The 18,797-nt window shown below is 60.3% G+C and carries 14 protein-coding genes; all 14 read left to right on the forward strand.

Annotated features, from left to right (window positions below):
- The first annotated feature begins 171 nt into the window (after window positions 1-171).
- Window positions 172-1,974, forward strand: a complete 1,803-nt coding sequence (locus LZ605_RS16865) for a hypothetical protein (RefSeq protein ID WP_143048170.1) — start codon at window positions 172-174, stop codon at window positions 1,972-1,974.
- 881 nt (window positions 1,975-2,855) lie between these two features.
- The gene (locus LZ605_RS16870) at window positions 2,856-3,896 is read left to right on the forward strand and encodes a tyrosine-type recombinase/integrase (protein ID WP_164145927.1); all 1,041 of its coding nucleotides are present in this window, start codon (window positions 2,856-2,858) and stop codon (window positions 3,894-3,896) included.
- A gap of 35 nt (window positions 3,897-3,931) precedes the next feature.
- Window positions 3,932-4,378, forward strand: a complete 447-nt coding sequence (locus tag LZ605_RS16875) for a hypothetical protein (protein ID WP_046984166.1) — start codon at window positions 3,932-3,934, stop codon at window positions 4,376-4,378.
- A gap of 98 nt (window positions 4,379-4,476) precedes the next feature.
- The gene (locus LZ605_RS16880; RefSeq protein WP_081352257.1) at window positions 4,477-5,730 is read left to right on the forward strand and encodes a tyrosine-type recombinase/integrase; all 1,254 of its coding nucleotides are present in this window, start codon (window positions 4,477-4,479) and stop codon (window positions 5,728-5,730) included.
- Between the two features lie 1,008 nt (window positions 5,731-6,738).
- The gene (locus tag LZ605_RS16885) at window positions 6,739-8,691 is read left to right on the forward strand and encodes an ATP-binding protein (RefSeq protein ID WP_071227722.1); all 1,953 of its coding nucleotides are present in this window, start codon (window positions 6,739-6,741) and stop codon (window positions 8,689-8,691) included.
- Between the two features lie 178 nt (window positions 8,692-8,869).
- A complete protein-coding gene (locus LZ605_RS16890; protein WP_046984168.1) occupies window positions 8,870-9,154 on the forward strand; it encodes a CnrY/NccY family anti-sigma factor in 285 nt (94 codons plus the stop codon).
- On the forward strand, window positions 9,154-9,600 hold the full coding sequence (locus LZ605_RS16895; protein ID WP_046984169.1) for a periplasmic heavy metal sensor: 447 nt from the start codon (window positions 9,154-9,156) through the stop codon (window positions 9,598-9,600). Before LZ605_RS16890 ends, LZ605_RS16895 begins: the two co-directional genes overlap by 1 nt.
- Window positions 9,601-9,615: 15 nt before the next feature.
- The gene (locus LZ605_RS16900) at window positions 9,616-10,173 is read left to right on the forward strand and encodes an RNA polymerase sigma factor (protein ID WP_143048169.1); all 558 of its coding nucleotides are present in this window, start codon (window positions 9,616-9,618) and stop codon (window positions 10,171-10,173) included.
- Between the two features lie 92 nt (window positions 10,174-10,265).
- Window positions 10,266-11,489, forward strand: a complete 1,224-nt coding sequence (locus LZ605_RS16905) for a TolC family protein (protein WP_065428117.1) — start codon at window positions 10,266-10,268, stop codon at window positions 11,487-11,489.
- 36 nt (window positions 11,490-11,525) lie between these two features.
- Entirely contained in the window at window positions 11,526-12,656 is a 1,131-nt protein-coding gene (locus tag LZ605_RS16910; protein WP_279923481.1) for an efflux RND transporter periplasmic adaptor subunit, read from the forward strand.
- Window positions 12,656-15,901, forward strand: a complete 3,246-nt coding sequence (locus LZ605_RS16915; RefSeq protein WP_071227708.1) for a CusA/CzcA family heavy metal efflux RND transporter — start codon at window positions 12,656-12,658, stop codon at window positions 15,899-15,901. Before LZ605_RS16910 ends, LZ605_RS16915 begins: the two co-directional genes overlap by 1 nt.
- Window positions 15,902-15,998: 97 nt before the next feature.
- Window positions 15,999-17,333 (forward strand): MFS transporter, encoded by a 1,335-nt coding sequence (locus LZ605_RS16920; RefSeq protein WP_046984174.1) that lies wholly within the window; start codon window positions 15,999-16,001, stop codon window positions 17,331-17,333.
- A 96-nt stretch (window positions 17,334-17,429) separates the two neighbouring features.
- Window positions 17,430-17,807 (forward strand): hypothetical protein, encoded by a 378-nt coding sequence (locus tag LZ605_RS16925; RefSeq protein WP_143048168.1) that lies wholly within the window; start codon window positions 17,430-17,432, stop codon window positions 17,805-17,807.
- Between the two features lie 361 nt (window positions 17,808-18,168).
- Window positions 18,169-18,792 carry a HupE/UreJ family protein gene (locus tag LZ605_RS16930; RefSeq protein ID WP_197593503.1) on the forward strand — a complete coding sequence of 208 codons (624 nt, stop codon included), beginning with the start codon at window positions 18,169-18,171 and terminating at the stop codon, window positions 18,790-18,792.
- Window positions 18,793-18,797 lie beyond the last annotated feature (5 nt).

The raw sequence follows: 18,797 nt of genomic DNA on the forward strand, positions 1-18,797 counted from the left end.
ACATTTCTTCGGAGTTGGATCGGACCTCGCGGTCAAGCCGCATTTGTCGATGCAATTGTCAAGCTATCAAGGCGCTACGTCGCGGCCCAGAACACGTACTCGGTTCGCTGCGTCCTTCAGTTCTGGCAGGCCCTCGGTGCAAGAAGGGGGTGGTCGGCTCCAAGTCGTCGAATGAGTTCCGCTGCCTTGGTCGCGCAATTGTCTGATCTTCGGGGTGAGTTCTACGCGGCCAGAGCGGCGGTTGGAGTCGCGCTAACTACGATCACGAATCAGTGGACCAGCTTTGTTCGATTCATCCCCTGTCTTGTTCAGACCGGTGCAATCAACTTCGTCGAATCGAAATTGGCTGCCATCTCCGCTCCGCCTCGCGCGCTCATCATTGCGGATAGGGAGCATGCTGCAAACTCACCAGTGTGCCTGAACAACGCCCCAAAGACTTTGAATTCGGCACAGAACTCATACAACGACAATCTCTTCGAGTCGATCTCAATCGTTGATGGAAGTGCAGAGTACCTAGATCGCTATCAGGAAAAACTTGGGAAGGCAGTAAACACGATTCTCCGCTGCGCAGTGAAGGACTTCGAGGAGTTCGTGGCTCAACGAGAGAGAGGCTTGGCTGAAATTAGCCGTTTCGATGTAGGTTCACTACATGAGCTTAAGGCGCATCGCCGAGGCGGATTCTCCCGAGAGAACTGGGGGCACCTGCTGAATCAAGAGCGATATGAGAAGGGTCTCAGGATTGCCTTGGGGATATGCGTCTTTGATATGGGCGGGATTCCTAGGCAGCGACGCAAATTCGATGTGAAGTCGAGCAAGGCATCCATCTTAGATGGGTCTAGCAGAATCTGGGACTTCGTTTCTTCGTTCGGAAAGAACGAGCTCCTGCCATACCTTGGCATCATGAGTAGCAAGCAGGCGGCGGTCTGCATACTGATCCTACTCATTGAACACCCGATTCTTAACCCGGTGGCGTTGTACAGGGCCAGGATAGAAAGGGATCGTCATGGTGGAACCTACATCTCCTCCGATGGTCTTGTCGGAAAAGGGGGTATTCGCTTTAGCGTGGAGAAGCTGCGTGCGGGTGAGGAGAAGAGTGTGGAGCTTTCGCCTCTTGCCCAGCGAGTTCTTGTGAAGGTCTTCGAGTGGACCGAGCCCGTACGTACTCGGATGATCCAGGAAGGGAGAAGGAAGGATGCAAACCATCTTTGGATTGGCATCAGTAGCCTCGACTACCGTTTGAAAGCCTTCTCGGAGAAAGCGTTCCTGAATGCACTTGGTGCATCTGAAGCTTGGCGCAGTGTCAGGGGAGCCGGCATGGTCACCCGGGCAACGAACTTCGGGGAGCGCCATGCCGAGCTCGCTCCATGGAGAGAGAAGCTCACCTACAAGAATCTACGAATGAACTCCGGAGTGCTAAAGTTCCTTGAGGCAGATGGTGATCTTGTCGTAGCGGCGAGGATATTTGGCCACCGATCGGTCAAGACGACCTTGGGGCACTACGTCCCAAATGCCCTTCGCATCGCCTTGTTTGAGAGGCAGGTTAGGCGGCACCAGAACAGACTGATCGTTCAAGCATTTTCTGATCACGAGCGGCTTCTTGAAGTGTCGGATTTCTCGACGGTTGAGGACCTCCACCTGTTCCTCTCGGGTAGCGCGGACGAGGCTGCTGAAGCTCAGGTTCCCCGCCGTGTGTACAAGGCCGCTTCTCCTGGCGCGGGACTGATCCTCTGTAAGGATCCTGATGCGCTGGCGGTTGCAATGCTCTACCGGGATCGCTTGGAAAGCGCCAGTGCGACCTTCCTGGATCGACCTGATCTCCGGACCGGAGTTGCCCCGCGATTCTGGAGAGACTTTGTGGATGCGCTGACTGCGCCATTGCCCCCGGCATTGATTGAGATCACTGATCTTGTCGAGTGTGCATTGGCTAGAAAGACTGTCATCATTTCTCGCATTCGGCTGCCGGAGATCCGGTGATGGCTCAACTTCCCTCGGAGGTCCTGTCCTTCTTCAGTCGGACCCAAACCGGTTTGAGCCCATTAGTGCGTCCGTGGTGGCTGAAATCCGCGGTCCACGAATCTGTATGGAGAGTTGAGACGGGAAAGAGAGATCTGCGCCAAGTCGGTGAGAAGAGTCGCGGTGGGCAGGTTCTGAGATGGGATCTACTGCTACCAACGGGACGATTGAGCACATCATCTCACGCAGTTATCTGTGAACAATGTAAGGCGTTGATCATCGCCGTAGCGAAGGTCCGTGGATCAACCCGGTCGCTCAGATCAGTTCACGGCGCACTGTTTCTCTTCGCAGAGTTCTTGGCCCTTAAGTACGAAGAGAAGTTCCTGCGTGACGGACTCCTAGTCGCTCATCTGGACGACGTAGAGGCATTCATGGAGTCCTATGCTGAGGCGGGGTCTTGCGGGACGGGGCGGTTCATTGAGCGGCTTAGCTCTTACCTTTCGGCTGAGATTCCGTTGGAACGGTTAGACGCGGATGAGGTTAGGAACCACTTTGGTTTGACGGAAACAAACCAGTTGAGTTTGGTCGCCATTGGCGCGGCTATATCGGTGGACTGGCAGAGGCTGCGCAGTAGTCCCGCATTTCGGAGCCATCTGACCCAGTACGGGTACCGAGGAGAACGCGACTTAAGCCGCGGCGCTCGTACCACCAGCGGCTATGCGGATATCTTTCCGCTACTGGCTCAGGCCTCGCACTCCGTCCAGAGCCTGAGCGCGTGGGCTTTGAGCAATGTTCGCGAGGTTCGCGATGCTTGCCGACCTTTTCGCAGAGAACAGTCGGGCCGCACGGCGACATTGCCACCGACCGTCTGTAGGCAGTTTGTTAGGTCAGCGTGTGCGTGGATGCTTGAGGAGGCGCCTGCATTGGAGGCTCACCTTGCAGGGTTGATTGATGAAATCGCCCAAAGTGGTGACCTTGGCCACCGGTCGCCAACTGCATTGTTGAAGGATGCGGAAGCGCTGATTGAAACCGGTCCACTAGTACGCTGTTCGAGGTTCGTTTCCCAGCGTTTCAGGGAGAGAGGGGATGACAGGTACTGTGATTTGGAACCCTATCGGTTGTTCCCTTTGGTTCTCGGACTGATCCGAATCCATCTAGGAGTTTGCTTTGGACTTGTGGCCTTGTTTGCTTGTGCAAGGAGATCCGAGATCATTGACATGGGGTTGCATGCGCTCCTGACATCTGATGGTCGCTACCACTTGACGATTCACCAGGCAAAGCGGGGGGAAGGGAACGAGAGGCCGAGGTTTGACAAGCCTGTGCCACGTATCGTTGCCATGGCGATATCGATCATGAACAATCTCAGGACGCAACTACTTCGGGTGATGCCCAGGGAGGATGCGTTGCTGGATGATCGCGTGATGTTCTTCGTCGGAATGCAGGGCATCAGGCCATTCAGTGAGAATCATCCGCGCGTCGTTCTCCAGCTCATAAGTGACTACTTTGATCTCCGTGGCCCCGACGGAAAGCGATGGGTGCTTGAGCCTCATCAACTGCGAAGGAGCTTTGCTATGACATTCTTTCATTCGGAGGGGGAAGAGTCATCTCTACCTGCGCTCGCGTGGCTCATGGGTCATCATGATGTCGAGGAGACTTGGAGATACGTGAAGGAGTCTATGACGGGCAAGGAGATCAGTCATGCAGAAGCCTGTTTGGCGATGGCGGCTGTGAACTCAGGTGATGGCTCGGAATCTGCCCAAAAATTGAAGACGCTTCTTCTCGAGCACTTCGGAAGCGACGATCTCGCTGTTCTCGATCATGATGATGTCTTGGAGTATCTGGAGATGCTCTCTGAGGAGCGAAAGATCAGTGTCAAGCCGATTCAGATTACAACCGGCGATCGTAGTACGTTCACAATCCTCATTTCGCACAGAGGGGAATGATGCCAAGGCTCAGTAAAGGACAGGTAGCTGCGGGTGTGCGGGACAAGCAGCTTCGTGCTGAACGGAGTGTTCGGGGCATCATCGCCATCCTGGACGAGGCGGTGGCAGTTGGGTCCCTTCTTGAAGAGCATAGTGATCTCTTTAGACGCATGAGTGATCTTGCCGGGATGAATGATGAGGCTCGAGGCATCTTTCCGATGTCGGTTCGAACACTCAGGAACAATGTGGAATCGCTGTACCCAGGCGGGATGGAAGCGTTTAGGCGTGCCATCGGAGAGCTTCTGGGGGCCGCGAGGAAGCCTGTTGCACAGCAGGAAGATGAGGCTTGGCTGGAGGATGCTGTTCTGGACATGACCGCTAGGTACAGTGATCTCGTGCAACGCTTCAAGAGGCTGGCTCTTGGATCGGAGGTCGCAGCCGATGAGCTAAAGCGACACTTCGATCGGTACCGCGGCTCTAGCTCCCTGCGGGTAGTGAAGTGAAGATTGATGGTGGTTTGTGTAGGAGGGCCAGCAATCAATTCCGGTTACCGGGGGTTGGACGCGTCACCTCGTTCCTCGATAGGGGCGCCGCAGGAGGCATGAAGGTGGTGTTCTTCCCAAACGGCCGTTCTTGCTGGGAAGTGAATGCGTACCTAGTTCATTGCCGACGCCTTGGGCTGACGGTAGGTACGATATCCACCTATGCGAGTGAGCTAAGCCTGCTGGTACGATTTCTGTACTTGCGTCGCCTGGAGCTGAGAGAGATCGATGATGATCATCTGATCGAGTTTGCTGATTGGCTGGTGGTTCGGGATGAGTCCAGCGCAAGGCACATCAATCGTATCCTCTCACGTGTTCTCGCTTTCATTGGCTGGGCCGAATGTATCAGTCTCGGCCCTTCCCAGATCGGCCGGCTTGGTGAGCAGGCGATTATCACGGTTGAAAGGCGCGTGGTGAGGACGAAACGGCTGGACCGGGTGTCCTCGGACAGGCATGCAGCGATGCTTCCAAGTGGTGCAAAGCGAGTCGTACGACCAATGCCTCTTGAGGTATTTCGCCGACTCCTGGCGCAGTGCGAGCGAAGCGCGAAGCGCACCTTTGTAAAGAGTCGCAATCGCGCGATGCTCCTGATACTCGCGGATACCGGGATCAGGCGCGAAGAGCTTGTTTGGATCAGGGTCACCGATGTACTTGATGCATCGAAGGGTGATGGCATGCTGAAGGTGCGGACCTCGAAGAGGAGGGGGAACCCTATACGTCTGGTTCCTGTTCCCGCACTAACTTTGCAGGAGGTCATGAAGTACATCAGGGTGCAACGGGAAATGCATATGCGCCGCCATACCAAGTCCGGACGGGGGAGTCGCGACAAGGGTTGGGTCTTCTGCTCTCAGAGCGGTTCAAGGCTAGCTGCTGCAACGGTGAGCCAGACTTTCTCGGATCTGCGGGCGCTTGCCGGAGTTTCAGAGCGCGCTACGGCTCATATGCTTCGACACAGGTACATAACTCTTCAGGTCATCGATCGGATCAAGAGGCTTCGAAACATTGGGATTCTTGGCGTTGAGGCAGCAGCAACGGTACTCGCACAGGTGGCTTCTTTAAGCGGCCACTCCAATCCTACTAGCATGTGGGACTACATTGACTGGGCCTATCAGGAAATGGCCTCGGATGCCGAGAACCGCGGGACCTTGGAGATTGGCGAGCTCATCCGGGAACTGGAGGTTTTTGGTGATGCGGCGATAGAAAGCTCCGAAGGGAAAGCCCTGCTTAGCCGGGTTCGTAGCGCACTTGCTTCGCAGCTTGAGAAGGCTCCGAAACTGGGTGTACTCGCCCACCAAGGGATGGGGCTGGGATGAACTGCTTGTGCAGGGGCGCCGGTGGTATGGGTGAGAGCCCTTTGCTGTTGGTGTGGTGCGGGCGATCCAGCACCTCTAGTAGCCGGAAGCGACGTCCATCGAACAGGGCGTCACTGGGGACAGTGAATGTCCTACAGAGTATTGGGTGTCGTGACCACCTTGATCGGTTGCCGGCGACGCCGTAAAAAGCGCCTTCTTCCTTGCGGATGCGATGCACACGCTTGTGGTCGTCCCACCAGGCGTCCCAGCGAAGCATCACCAACACGGGCTCACAGCCATAATGGATGCGCGCGTGAGTGCCCGAAAGCACATGGTTCGCGTTCCGAGTCGCCCTTGCACTGACCGGAATTCAATCGTTGGCGGTCGTGCTGTTCGCTGGCGTCGTACTTCGAGCGTGTAGCTCGTTTCCCTCGGTGCCCTCTCCGCTGGATGCTCAGGCATTCTGGGCAACGGTAGCGTGCTTGATCGTCGGCCGCACCGTCTTCGCTATAGGTTCCCAGAGCCTTGGGCCAGGCATTGCTCGGTCACGCGTGTTGCGCTGCTGGTCGGAACCGAACCGCTTTCGGAGCGCTATTTGACTCTATTTGGATGGGTGAGGTCATTGGAAAAGCGGCTTGGGCGGGGGCGAGGCCGGACAGTCCGGAGGAGCGCTTGGGCTGGCGCCGATACCGATTGTGCTCAACGTCCCGCGGGAACCAGCCCAAAGCGCATCAGCTGAGCGGGTGCAGCTGGGCTGCTGACGTGAAACTCTGATATCCGCTTCTGGCCGAAAGCGGACGCTTAGCTCAGTGGCTGTCTATACGGCACATTCCTGGTCGGCGTGCTGACGGAGATTACCAAGTGGGTCAAGCGGAGCGGGCGAGGGATTGAACGGCGCTCCGGCAATAGCACACGCGTCGGCTGGCGTCGCGGCAGGTGAGATGGGCTGGGCTTAGCTTTTTGCCAAACTCGGCGGAAGGCGGCATAGTCTTGCACATATTACCGATCAAGCACTTAGCGGATATTCCCATGGCCAAGAAGGGCAAGGCAGCCAACCAAGCTCTCTTTGAGGAAGACTACGTGCTGCGGTCACTCGGGCGGATTGGCTATGACCCAGATATGGCGCTCACTGAGCTGGTGGCCAACACGTGGGATGCAGGGGCTGCCAGGGTTGCCGTGATCATCCCCGAGGAAACAAGTGGCATGCTGTCGGTCGAAGACGATGGCCACGGGATGACCGAGGACCAGTTTCGCAAGCGCTGGATGACCTTGGGATACAACAGGCATCGAAGCCAAGGGGCGAACGTCCAGTTTCCTTCCGAACGCGACGATTGGGTACGCATGGCCTTCGGACGCAACGGTATTGGTCGCCATGGCTTGTTGTGCTTTTCTGATCATTACACGGTCGAAACTTGGACAAATGGCGTTCTTTCTACCTTCGTGATTGGGACCCGAAATCAGCCGTCGCCGTTCTACATCCAAAGCCATGAGACAGCCACCCGTTCGGGCCATGGCACCCGGTTGTTGGTGGAGGTTGAACGCCACCGCCCAGATCCAGATCGGATCAGGACGGTCCTGTCAGGACGCTTCCTGCACGATCCGCAGTTCGTCGTTTCGGTGAACGGCCAGTCCGTCCCGCTGTCTGAGCATGAGGGCCTTCTGGAGGAACGCAAGATTCAGGTCGAACCTGGCTTTGATGTCACGGCGTATGTGGTGGACACAACACGCACAGCGAAATCCACCCGCTACCAAGGCGTAGCGTTTTGGGTGAGCAATCGGTTGGTCGGGCTGCCGAGTTGGACCGTTGGGCCGATGGTCGTTCTGGATGGGCGGGTGCGCTTTGCCAAGCGCTATGCCCTCGTGATTGAGTGCGGATCGGAGTGGCTTTCCGAAATCGAACCAGACTGGTCGAAGTTCAAGACTACGGAGCGAACTGATCACCTTTTCGAAGCGGCCAACGGGTATGCCCAGGAAATGGTCGAGAAGTTGTCGGCCCACCTGATCGAGGAGAACTCAGAAGACGCGCTCTACAAGAATCGAGAGGATCTGCGGACGCTACCTAGGCGATCCATGCTTGAAGTAGCCCAGTTCACAAAGACCGTGGTGCATGACCAGCCAGGGATACCGCCGGAGACCCTCAACAAGGTCGTCAAAGCGGTTATCAAGATTCAGAAGGCACGAAGCGGTTCAAGTTTCCTTGACAAGCTGATGCAGCTGGATGAGCACGACATCGACGGGCTGGATCGATTGCTAGGACAGTGGACTGTGGAGGATGCGCTCACGGTTCTGGATGAGATCGACAGTCGTTTGTCCATCATTGCCGCCATGGAGAAGCTCAGCGGCGACCCGGAAGCTGACGAGTTGCATACCCTTCATCCGCTCGTGACGCAGGCGCGTTGGCTGTTTGGGCCGGAGTTCGACAGTTCGGAGTATGCGTCGAACAACACCCTGCGAACAGTCGCCACCAGTCTATTCAAAGCGAGAAAGCAGAATCAGACCTTTGCTAATGCTGCGAAGCGCCCCGACATCGTCGTCCTCTCCGATGCCACTCTCTCAATCGTCGGGACGGAAAGTTTTGATACCGGCAAGGATCAGCTCGTGATGATGCGCGATGTCCTGCTCATCGAGTTGAAAAAAGGGCGTTCTGAAATCGGTCGCAAAGAAATGAATCAGGCGGCAGAGTATGTCGATGAACTTGTCTCCAGCGGAGGCATACAGGGTGGGCCTTTCTTCCATGCCTTCGTGGTCGGCCATTCGGTCGCATCCAATATCCCAACTGTCAATAACCTGGAATACAACGGAGCCCAGCGCGGACGGGTAACAGCGACCACTTACAACCAGCTCGCATTGACAGCAAACCGGCGCCTCCATGGGCTAAAGGCAAGAATACCCTCACGGTACGAGGAGGTTTCTGGTTACGAGCTTGTCCAGAAAGTCATGGGGACGCCAAGCCAAGCATCGTTCGCTCCGCTGGCAGAGTAGGGCGGTGTCTAGCCCGGGTTAGGCGATCGCTTATGGCCGAAAGCAGACATCGTTGACGAATCCCGCTGGGGCAGAGCTCCCGGAAGGCCTATTCAGAAACCACGTTCATCAACTGCTAGTGTTCGAGGGGAAGCCGCCCTGGCAGCCGTATGAAGTATGTGGACGAGGAGATCTGCAGATGAACAACCTTGATGACTGGCTTGCAAAAGCCGCAAACGCAACGCGCGCAGATGCCAGCGCGGGAACCGATGCGCTGCTGGCCCGCCTGGCCCAGGAGCCGCCACCTGCCAAGTGGGCGGGACGCCGCGAGCTCCGCCGCGCTGTGACCTGTGCTGCGTTGTCTGCGGTGCTGACCTGTGGCGGGGTGGGCTCTGCATTCCTCGTCACCCAGTCCAACCCGCGGCCCACCTGGGTCGCGGCGCCGTCTGCCATGTCCCCCTACGCCCTGCTGGTGGAACGCTGATGGCTATCGGAACCGCCATGCGCCTGCCTTTGGCGACCTTGGCCGGCGCGGTCATCGGCGTGGTTTGCGCCCTGGGGATCGGCTGGGGCTGGCACTACCTCAACCCTGGCCACAGCGACCTGCATGAACGGCTGCACGCCGTGGTGCCCCTGGACAATTCGGAGAAGGACATCCTGCAGGCCAAAGAGCAGCTCTTTGCGACGCGCAGGGGCGAGATCGAGGCGCGCTTGCGAATCGCCAACCGTCAACTTGCCGATGCCATTGCGGCCGATCCTCGCTGGAGTCCGCAGGTAGAGGCGGCAAGCAGGGAGGTCGAGCGTGCGGCGGGTGATCTGCAGCGTATCACGCTGGAGCACGTCTTCGAGATGCGTGCAGGGCTGAAGCCCGATCACCGCGCTGCCTACGACAAGGCGCTGCTGGACGCACTGCGCAACGATTCCCCTTGAAAGCATGGCCTGAGCGTGACGATCGAGGAAGACAACAACTGGGCCGTCGAAGCTGCTGCGGGTGACCCAGCGGCATTCGCGCGCCTGGTGCGCAGGCACTCGCCGGCCATCACACAGATGGTGCGAGGCATGGGCGTTCCGGAAACCGACGTGGACGACGTCGTGCAGGAAACGTTCGTGTCGGCGTGGCGCGCGTTGGCTGAGTATGACCCCGCTCGCCCGGTGCTTCCGTGGTTGATGCGTATCGGAATCAACAAGGTTCGCGATACCCAGCGTTTCCGCCGCGTGCGTTACTTCCTATTCAAGGCCCGGCCCATCGACGATGAAGAGAGCCGGACGCTGGTATCGGACCAGGCCGGCCCGGAACAGAGCGCCAGTTCCAGCCTTGAACTCGCCAGCGTGATGCGCGTGCTCGACAGCATCGATCCCGCCTTACGCGAGGCACTGGTGCTGACGGCATTCGTCGGTCTGTCCCAGGTTGAAGCGGCCGCTGCGCTGGGAATCAGCCTGAAAACGATCGAAGGCCGCGTACTTCGCGCCCGGGCAAAACTGGCCTCGGCGTTGGGTCGTTAGAAAAAAATCTCCCAGATGTGAGGGGAGCGGCACACAGGCCGCGTAGTGCATGAGACGACCGCTGATGCGGCATCACTGCACTGGACCCCTGGATGAAGTACTCATTGCTTGCCTTGTCGACACTGCTGGCGCTGTTCGGCACATCGGTGGCGTGGGCCGCCGACGCGCCCACCTACGAAGATCTACTGGAACAGAGCAGGGCGCAATCGCCTTACCTGCAGGAAAAGCGCTTCGACACCGCAGCGGCCGCCGGCGATGCCCGGCAGGCCAGAGCATTGCGCAACCCCACTATCGACGGCCTTGTCGAGAATCTCAACGCACCCTTAAGCAATGGCAGCAGCCAGCGCCAGACGACCTACACCCTAACCCAGCCGCTGGAGATCTTCGGCCAGCGGAGCGCGCGTATCCAGGCGGGCGAGAAGGGCCTGCAGGCGGCCGAAGCTCGGCAACACCAAGCGCAGGTTGAGTTCTCGGCAGCGCTGGCGGTGGCCTACGCCGCTGCCGAGGCCAGCCTGATTCGCCGGGCAATCGCGCAGGAGGATGTGGAGCGCGCCGAGGGCGACCTGCGTGCGGCCAAGGCTCTGGTGGAAGCTGGCAAAGAGGCCAGCCTTCGTTCCGCCCAAGCCCAGGCCGGCCTGAGCGCGGCGCAATCGGCTGCTGCCAGTCGCGATGCCGAGACGACGGCTGCTCTTGAGCAGTTGTCGGTGCTGGCCGGCCAGACCGAGACGTACTCAGGTGTGGGCCAGTCCCTTCTAGAGCGCGACTGGCCAACGGTGGGCGCAACCGCAGGCGATGCCACGGCGGTGCTGACAGCCAAGGCGGACGTGGACGCTACCGAAGCCCAACTGCGTATCGAAAGGCTCAAGCGTGCGCCGGACCTGAGCGTGTCTGCAGGGCGTCGCAGCTTTGCAGCAGGTGGGGACGCGCTGGTCGTGGGCCTTTCGCTGTCCGTGCCGCTGTTCGACCGCAACAGTGGCGGCATCAGCGCCGCCCGTGCCCGTACCGACGCGGCCAGGGCGCGATTGGACGCTGCGCGCCTGCAGAGCCAGGCAGATCGCGCTACCGCGTTGTCCCAGGTGGCTGCGGCACGACGCGGCCTCGAGGCAGCTGCCGAGGGTGAAAAAGCCGCGGCCGAGGCCTACCGCATGGGCCGTCTGGGGTACGAGGCCGGCCGCACGCCCCTGGTGGAACTGCTGCTCAGCCGCCGCACGTTGACAGAAGCGCGGCTGACCGTGGTCGATGCGCGCCTTGCCCGGGTCCGTGCCTACGCATCACTTGCAATGGCCAATGGCCAGATCGTCTTCGGAGACCGTTGAATGAAGCGAAACACCCCTTCCGTGAATACTCTGGGCATGCTCGGCGTCGCCGCGCTGGCGCTTGGCGCAGGCTTCGGCATCGCCCGCCTTTCGCAGTCCTCCAGCGCGCCTGCCCCGGCAGACGCTGCGCCCACTGCCGCTGAAGATACCGGCGGCGTGCAGGCCGTTGCCATTCCCGATGCATATCTTGGAGCAGCCGGTATTGCCGTGGAGGCTGTCACCTCTGCCGACGTGGCAGCCAACATTGGCGCAGCAGGCTCCGTCGTTGCCATTCCGGGTGGCGAAGCCGTGGTTGTATCCAGGGCCGCAGGCAACGTGACCGAGGTGCTTCGCCAGGTGGGCGACAAGGTCGCCAAGGGCGATGTCCTTGCACGGGTCGCCAGCCCTGATGGCGCACGCATTGCAGCAGATCTGCGCGTGGCCAATGCCGGTCTTTCCCTGGCGCAGAAGAACGCCAGCCGGGACCAGTCGCTGTTGGCGCAGGGGGTGCTTGCCCGGCAGGAGGCCGAAGCCAGCCAAGCTGCCTACCTGTCGGCACAGGCCGAAGCGCAACGGGCTGCGCTGGTGGCTCGCACCGCCAACGTCGATGGCGGCGGCAGCGTTTCGGTGGTCAGCCCCATCGCCGGGACCATCAGCAGTTCCCAGGCCACACTGGGTGTATTCGTTGAACCACAGGCCACCCTCTATCGCGTCACCGGCTCGAACGGCGTGGAGGTGCAGGCATCGGTGCGCGCGGGTGATACCAGCCGGATCCGCTCCGGTGATCCTGCCACCATCGTGCGCTCTGACGGCACCGTGGTATCAGGCAAGGTCCGTTCTGTAGCGACGGCGGTGGGAGGATTGACTCGAGCTGCAACCGTGGTGATTACGCCGGAAAACGCTGGCGCCGGACTTGTCGTCGGTGACGGCGTGCAGGTGCGCCTTGTGGCGTCAGCCGGGCAGTCCGGTGGCATGTCCGTTCCCGAAGAAGCCGTGCAGAACATCGATGGCAAAGACGTGCTGTTCGTGCGCACGGAGAAGGGGTTCAACGCCCAGCCCGTGTTCGTAGGCGTGCGTAGTGGTGGAATGGCGCAGATCCTCTCCGGTGTTTCCGCAGGAACCCGCGTAGCAACCCGCAACGCCTTCCTGGTGAAGGCGGAAATGAACAAGTCCGGCGGAGACGAGTGATGATCGAACAGGTGCTTACAGGTGCCGTGCGGCACCGCTGGCTGGTGTTGTTCATCACGCTGGTGATCTCGGTCATCGGTGCCTGGCAGTTGAACATGCTGCCGATCGATGTCACCCCGGACATCACCAACAAGCAGGTGCAGATCAACACCGTCATCCCCACGCTCAGCCCGGTGGAAGTGGAAAAGCGGGTGACCTATCCCATCGAGACCGCGATGGCGGGCCTGCGCGGCGTTGCCAACACGCGTTCGTTCTCGCGCAACGGTTTCAGCCAGGTGACGGTCATCTTCGATGAAAGTGCCGATCTGTACTTCATGCGCCAGCAGGTCACCGAGCGCTTGACCCAGGCCCGGCCGCAGCTTCCCGAAGGCGCCGAGCCGCTGATGGGGCCGGTTTCCACTGGCCTGGGCGAGGTATTCCACTACAGCGTCGAGTTCACACACCCCGATGGCAAGGACGCGCCACGCAACGATGGCAAGCCCGGATGGCAGAGCGATGGCTCGTTCCTGACCGATCAGGGCGATCGCCTGGCCGATGACATGGCGCGCCTAGCGTACCTGCGCACGGTACAGGACTGGATCGTGCGCCCGCAGCTGCGCACGACGCCGGGCGTGGCTGACGTCGACAGCCTGGGCGGCTATGTGAAGGAGTATGTGGTCGAGCCCAATGCAGCCAAGCTTGCTGAGTATGGGTTCTCCTACACCGACCTGGCGAACGCGCTGCAGGATGCAAATCTTTCGGTGGGTGCGGACTACATCCAGCGCTCTGGCGAATCCTATCTGGTGCGAGCTGATGCCCGTATCCGTTCGGTGGATGAGATCGCGCGGGCCGTGGTGGGTAACCGCAACGGTGTTCCGGTCACGGTGGGTGATGTTGCGCGGGTGGTGATCGACGGCGAGCTGCGGCGAGGTGCCGCCAGTCGCAACGGCTACGAGACGGTAGTGGGCAGCGCGCTGATGCTGGTGGGCGCCAACAGCCGCACCGTGGCCGCCGCCGTCGGCGACAAGCTCAAGGAGATCAGCAAGACCATGCCGCCGGGCGTGAGCATCGTCCCGACGCTGGATCGCTCGCAGTTGGTGGTGGCGACCATCAAGACCGTCGCCAAGAACCTGACGGAGGGCGCGCTGCTGGTGGTGGTCATCCTGTTCGCGTTGCTGGGTAACTGGCGTGCGGCAGTGATTGCTGCACTGGTAATTCCGTTGTCCCTGCTCATCACCGCCATCGGCATGAACAAGCTGGGCATCTCCGGCAACCTGATGAGCCTGGGAGCGCTGGATTTTGGACTGATCATCGACGGTGCTGTGATCATTGTCGAAAACTCACTGCGACGATTGGCCGAGCGTCAGCATGCCGAAGGTAGAATCCTCACTCTGAGCGAGCGCCTGCACGAGACCATCGCGTCCTCCAAGGAGATGGTCCGCCCGACGATCTACGGACAGGCGGTCATCTTCCTCGTCTTTGTTCCGTGCCTGACGTTCCAGGGCGTGGAAGGCAAGATGTTCTCGCCGATGGTGATCACCCTGATGCTGGCGCTTGCATCGGCCTTTGTCCTCTCGCTGACATTCGTTCCGGCGATGGTCGCGGTCATGTTGAAGGGCCACATCTCCGAGAAGGAAGTGCGTGTAGTGGCGGCCACGAAGAGCCGTTACCAGCCGTTGCTGCGCAATGCGATCCGGCAACCGATGCCATATCTTGCCGGCGGATTGGGCGTATTGCTGGCCGGCGCGGTGGCGTTCTCCTTCGTCGGACGTGAGTTCATGCCGACACTGGACGAGCAGAACCTGAACCTGTCCTCCGTTCGTATTCCCTCCACCTCCATCGAACAGTCGGTGGCCATCGATCTTCCCTTGGAAAGGGCTGTGCTGACGCTTCCCGAGGTGCAGACCGTCTACTCCAAGGCGGGTACGGCGAGCCTTGCCGCAGACCCCATGCCGCCAAACGCATCGGACAACTACGTCATCCTGAAACCGAAGGACCAGTGGCCTGATGGTGTGAAGACCAAAGAGCAGGTCATCGAGCGCATCCGCGAGAAGACCGCGTTCCTGGTGGGCAACAACTACGACGCCACGCAGCCGATCGAGATGCGCTTCAACGAGCTGATCGGTGGTGTGCGCAGCGACGTGGCGGTGAAGATCTACGGCGAAGACCTGACGGCCTTGGCCACCAGCGCAGACAAAATTGCTGCTGTGCTGAAGAAGATTCCCGGGGCATCGGATGTGCGTGTGGCCCAGACCGGTGGCTTCCCGACCTTCGACATGGCGTTTGATCGCGCAGCGATCGCCCGCTATGGCCTGACCGTGAAGGATGTGGCTGATACGGTGTCGGCCGCGTTGGCCGGACGCCAGGCGGGCCAGATCTTTGAGGGCGATCGCCGCTTCGATGTGGTGGTTCGGCTGCCCCGCGTCGACCGAAGTGATCTGGACGTCCTGGGTGCGGTGCCGGTCATGCTGCCGCCGGGGAATCAGGAAGGCAGCCCTTCGGTGCCGCTGCGTGAGCTGGTCAGCTTCCGCTTCACGCAGGGTCTGAACGAGGTGAGTCGTGACAACGGCAAGCGCCGGATCTATGTAGAGGCCAACGTAGTGGGGCGTGATCTGGGCAGCTTCGTGGACGATGCCAAGGTAGCGATCGCACAGCAGGTGCAACTGCCGACCGGCTCGTGGATCGAGTGGGGCGGGCAGTTCCAGAACCTGCAGGCAGCTACCCAGCGTTTGGCCATCATCGTGCCGCTGTGCTTCATCCTGATTGCCGCGGTGCTGTATATGGCCATCGGCAACGGGCTGTTGACCGGCACTGTGCTGACGGCCGTACCGCTGGCGCTGGCCGGTGGCTTCTTCGCGCTGGCCTTGCGTGGCATTCCGTTCTCGATCTCGGCAGCAGTGGGGTTCATTGCTGTTTCGGGTGTGGCGGTGCTGAACGGACTGGTGTTGATCTCCGCCATCAAGAAGCGTCTGCATGACGGCATGGAGCCGGACGAGGCGGTGGAGCAGGGTGCAATGGAGCGCGTCCGGCCCGTGTTGATGACGGCCTTGGTTGCTTCACTGGGGTTTGTGCCCATGGCGATCGCAACCGGCACGGGTGCTGAAGTGCAGAAGCCGTTGGCAACCGTGGTCATCGGCGGCCTCATCACGGCCACCGTGCTGACCCTGTTCGTCCTGCCGGCACTGTGTGGGCTGGTGCTGCGCAGGACTGCGCGCAGGAAGGCAGCGGGCATCGAGGACCCACTGCCGGCGCCGGAAACCGATTGAGTACGTTCCCTTCCACAGTTTCACGCCCGGCCCTGCGGATCGTTCTACGATCCGCAGGGTATTGGCATTTCTGCACTCCATTCCTCCGAGGACAGCCATGATCGAGGTTCTCCGTTTTCCGACCTTCAGGAATCTGTTCGCTGCCCAGGTGATTGCGTTGGTCGGTACTGGCTTGGCGACCGTGGCGCTTTCGCTGCTCGCCTATGACCTGGCTGGCGCGCAGGCCGGCCAGGTGCTCGGCACGGCACTGGCCATCAAGATGGTGGTCTACGTCCTGCTCGCGCCTATGTCCGGCGCGGTCGTGCCAGCCAATCTGCGTAAGCCGGTCCTGATCGGGCTTGATCTGGTGCGCGCGGCCGCGGCACTGTGCCTGCCTTTCGTGAATCAGATCTGGCAGGTGTACCTGCTCATCGCTCTTCTGCAGTCGGCATCAGCCTGCTTCACGCCGCTGTTCCAATCGACCATTCCGGAAATCCTCAAGGAAGAGCGCGACTACACCCGTGCATTGTCCTTGTCGCGGCTGGCGTATGACCTGGAAAGCCTGCTCAGCCCTGCGCTGGCGGCGGCCCTGCTGACACTGATCAGCTTCCATGGCCTTTTCGCCGGTACGTCGGTGGGCTTCGTCTGCTCAGCGCTGCTGGTCGTGGTCACGGCATTCCCCTTCGTTGCAGCCTCGCCGCGCAAGGAAGGCCCCTATGCACGGGCCATCCGTGGCATGCGTATCTATCTGAAGACGCCTCGACTGAAAGGCCTGCTGGCGCTGAACCTGTGCGCTGCCGCGGGTGGTGCGATGGTATTCGTCAATACGGTGGTGGTCGTGCGCAACGTGCTGGGCGGTGCTGAAGCCCAGGTCGCCTGGGCCCTGGCTGCGTTCGGCGGCGGCTCGATGCTGATGGCGTTGGTTCTTCCCAAGGTACTGGACCGCGTACCGGACCGTCGCGTGATGCTCTCTGCAGCCAGCATGATGCTTGCGGTGCTTACCGCCTTGGGGGTTACGTGGTGGCTGACGCCCTCCGCGATCGGCTGGCCCCTGGTGCTGTCCGGCTGGGCATTGCTGGGCATGAGCTACGCCGGCTTGGTGACACCAGGCGGCCGGCTGCTACGGCGCTCGGCAGAGTCCACTGACCTTCCTTTCCTGTTCGCCGCGCAGTTCTCGCTTTCCCACGTCTGCTGGCTGATTGCCTACCCACTGGCCGGTACCGTGGGGGCACGCCTGGGCATGCCGGTGGCGGTTCTGGCGCTCGCGGTGGTGGCCTGCGCGGGGCTTCTATTCGCCTGGCGTACCTGGCCTGCGAATGATCCTGACGCAATCACCCACCGACATGATGATCTCCCTGCGGACCACCCGCACATGCAGGAACACGCGCATACGGAACAAGGCCACTCGCACCGTTTTGTCATCGATGACAACCATACCCGTTGGCCCGGTTGAACGACGAGTCACCAGAGATGCCCAGTAGCGCGCGCACGCTGAACAACCCCCCTTTTTCGTGTCGACTTTGATCCAGCAACACACTAGTCTTTGAGCATGACATCACTGCGCCGGATATCGAATGTGCGACTGCTCACCAGCATCTTTCTGATGCTGGTGGCAAGCATGTTCCTGCGCCCGGTGCTGAATCATCTTGGCGAGCTGCATGGTCTGCAGCACATGGTGCAGACCGCAGCCGAACATGGACATCCGCACGCGGGCGATCGTGATGCTGCAGATCGGGATCCTCTGCACGCGTCGGGCGGCCATGGCGTGCTGCACCAGTCCGATCTGGGCGGGTCACTTGGCATCCTGCTGGACGTAGCACTCCACGATCCAGCCATCGGCCGTGGTGCGCACCCTTGGCATCGCCAGGCAGCGTTCATTGCCCATCACTGCTCATCGTTGTTCAGGCCTCCCATCGTCGCGGCCTGATGCCGGGCGCATGTCTGCCGCGCTGCCTGCTTTCTGCGGGCATGCGGCTGGCTTGCGGCTAGACGCATCGCGGTTCCCCTCTGTATTCCGGCCACGATCCGGCTGACTCCTGCGCCACCGCGCGGTAACGACGTGCATGCGTGCCCTGGCACACATCTGCATGGCGTTGCCGTGCGCCTGTGGCGGGGCGCGGCGCGGAGGACCGTGGCATGTCATGTCACTCAAGAACTCCATCATGATCCCCAGACCACATTCCGGGCTATCCACCCGTACCCATCCCATGGCCATGCCGTCGCATTGGCCGCGCACGCTGCTCGCAGCGATAACCATGCTGTTGCTTGTTTTCACTGCCGATGGTGCTCTGGCGCATGCCATCGCCGAGGGCGACAAGGGTTACATCCAAGAGATATCAGGGGTAAATCTGATCGCCTTCGCTTACCTGGGCGCCAAGCACATGGCCACCGGGTATGACCACATTCTGTTCCTGCTGGGCGTGATCTTCTTCCTTTACCGGATGAAGCATGTCGCGCTGTACGTCACCCTGTTTGCCATCGGTCATTCCACGACTATGCTGCTGGGTGTGCTCTTCAATGTGGGCATCAACAGCTATCTGATCGATGCGATCATCGGCTTGTCAGTGGTCTACAAGGCGCTGGATAACCTCGGTGCCTACCAGCGTTGGTTCGGCTTCCAGCCCAATACCAAGGTCGCGACACTGGTGTTCGGACTGTTCCATGGCTTTGGCCTGTCCACCAAGATCATCGAATACGACATCTCCCCCGATGGTCTTCTGCCGAACCTGCTCGCCTTCAACGTCGGGGTGGAAATGGGGCAGATGCTTGCCCTGGGCGCCATCCTGATTGTGATGGGCTACTGGCGCCGCACCGCCAGCTTCTTCAAGCACGCCTACTTCGCCAACGCGGCAATGCTCTGCGCAGGTTTCGTCCTGATCGGCATGCAGCTGACCGGCTACGCCATTTCCTGAATCCT

The organism is Stenotrophomonas maltophilia, from assembly GCF_023518235.1.
GTDB lineage: Bacteria > Pseudomonadota > Gammaproteobacteria > Xanthomonadales > Xanthomonadaceae > Stenotrophomonas.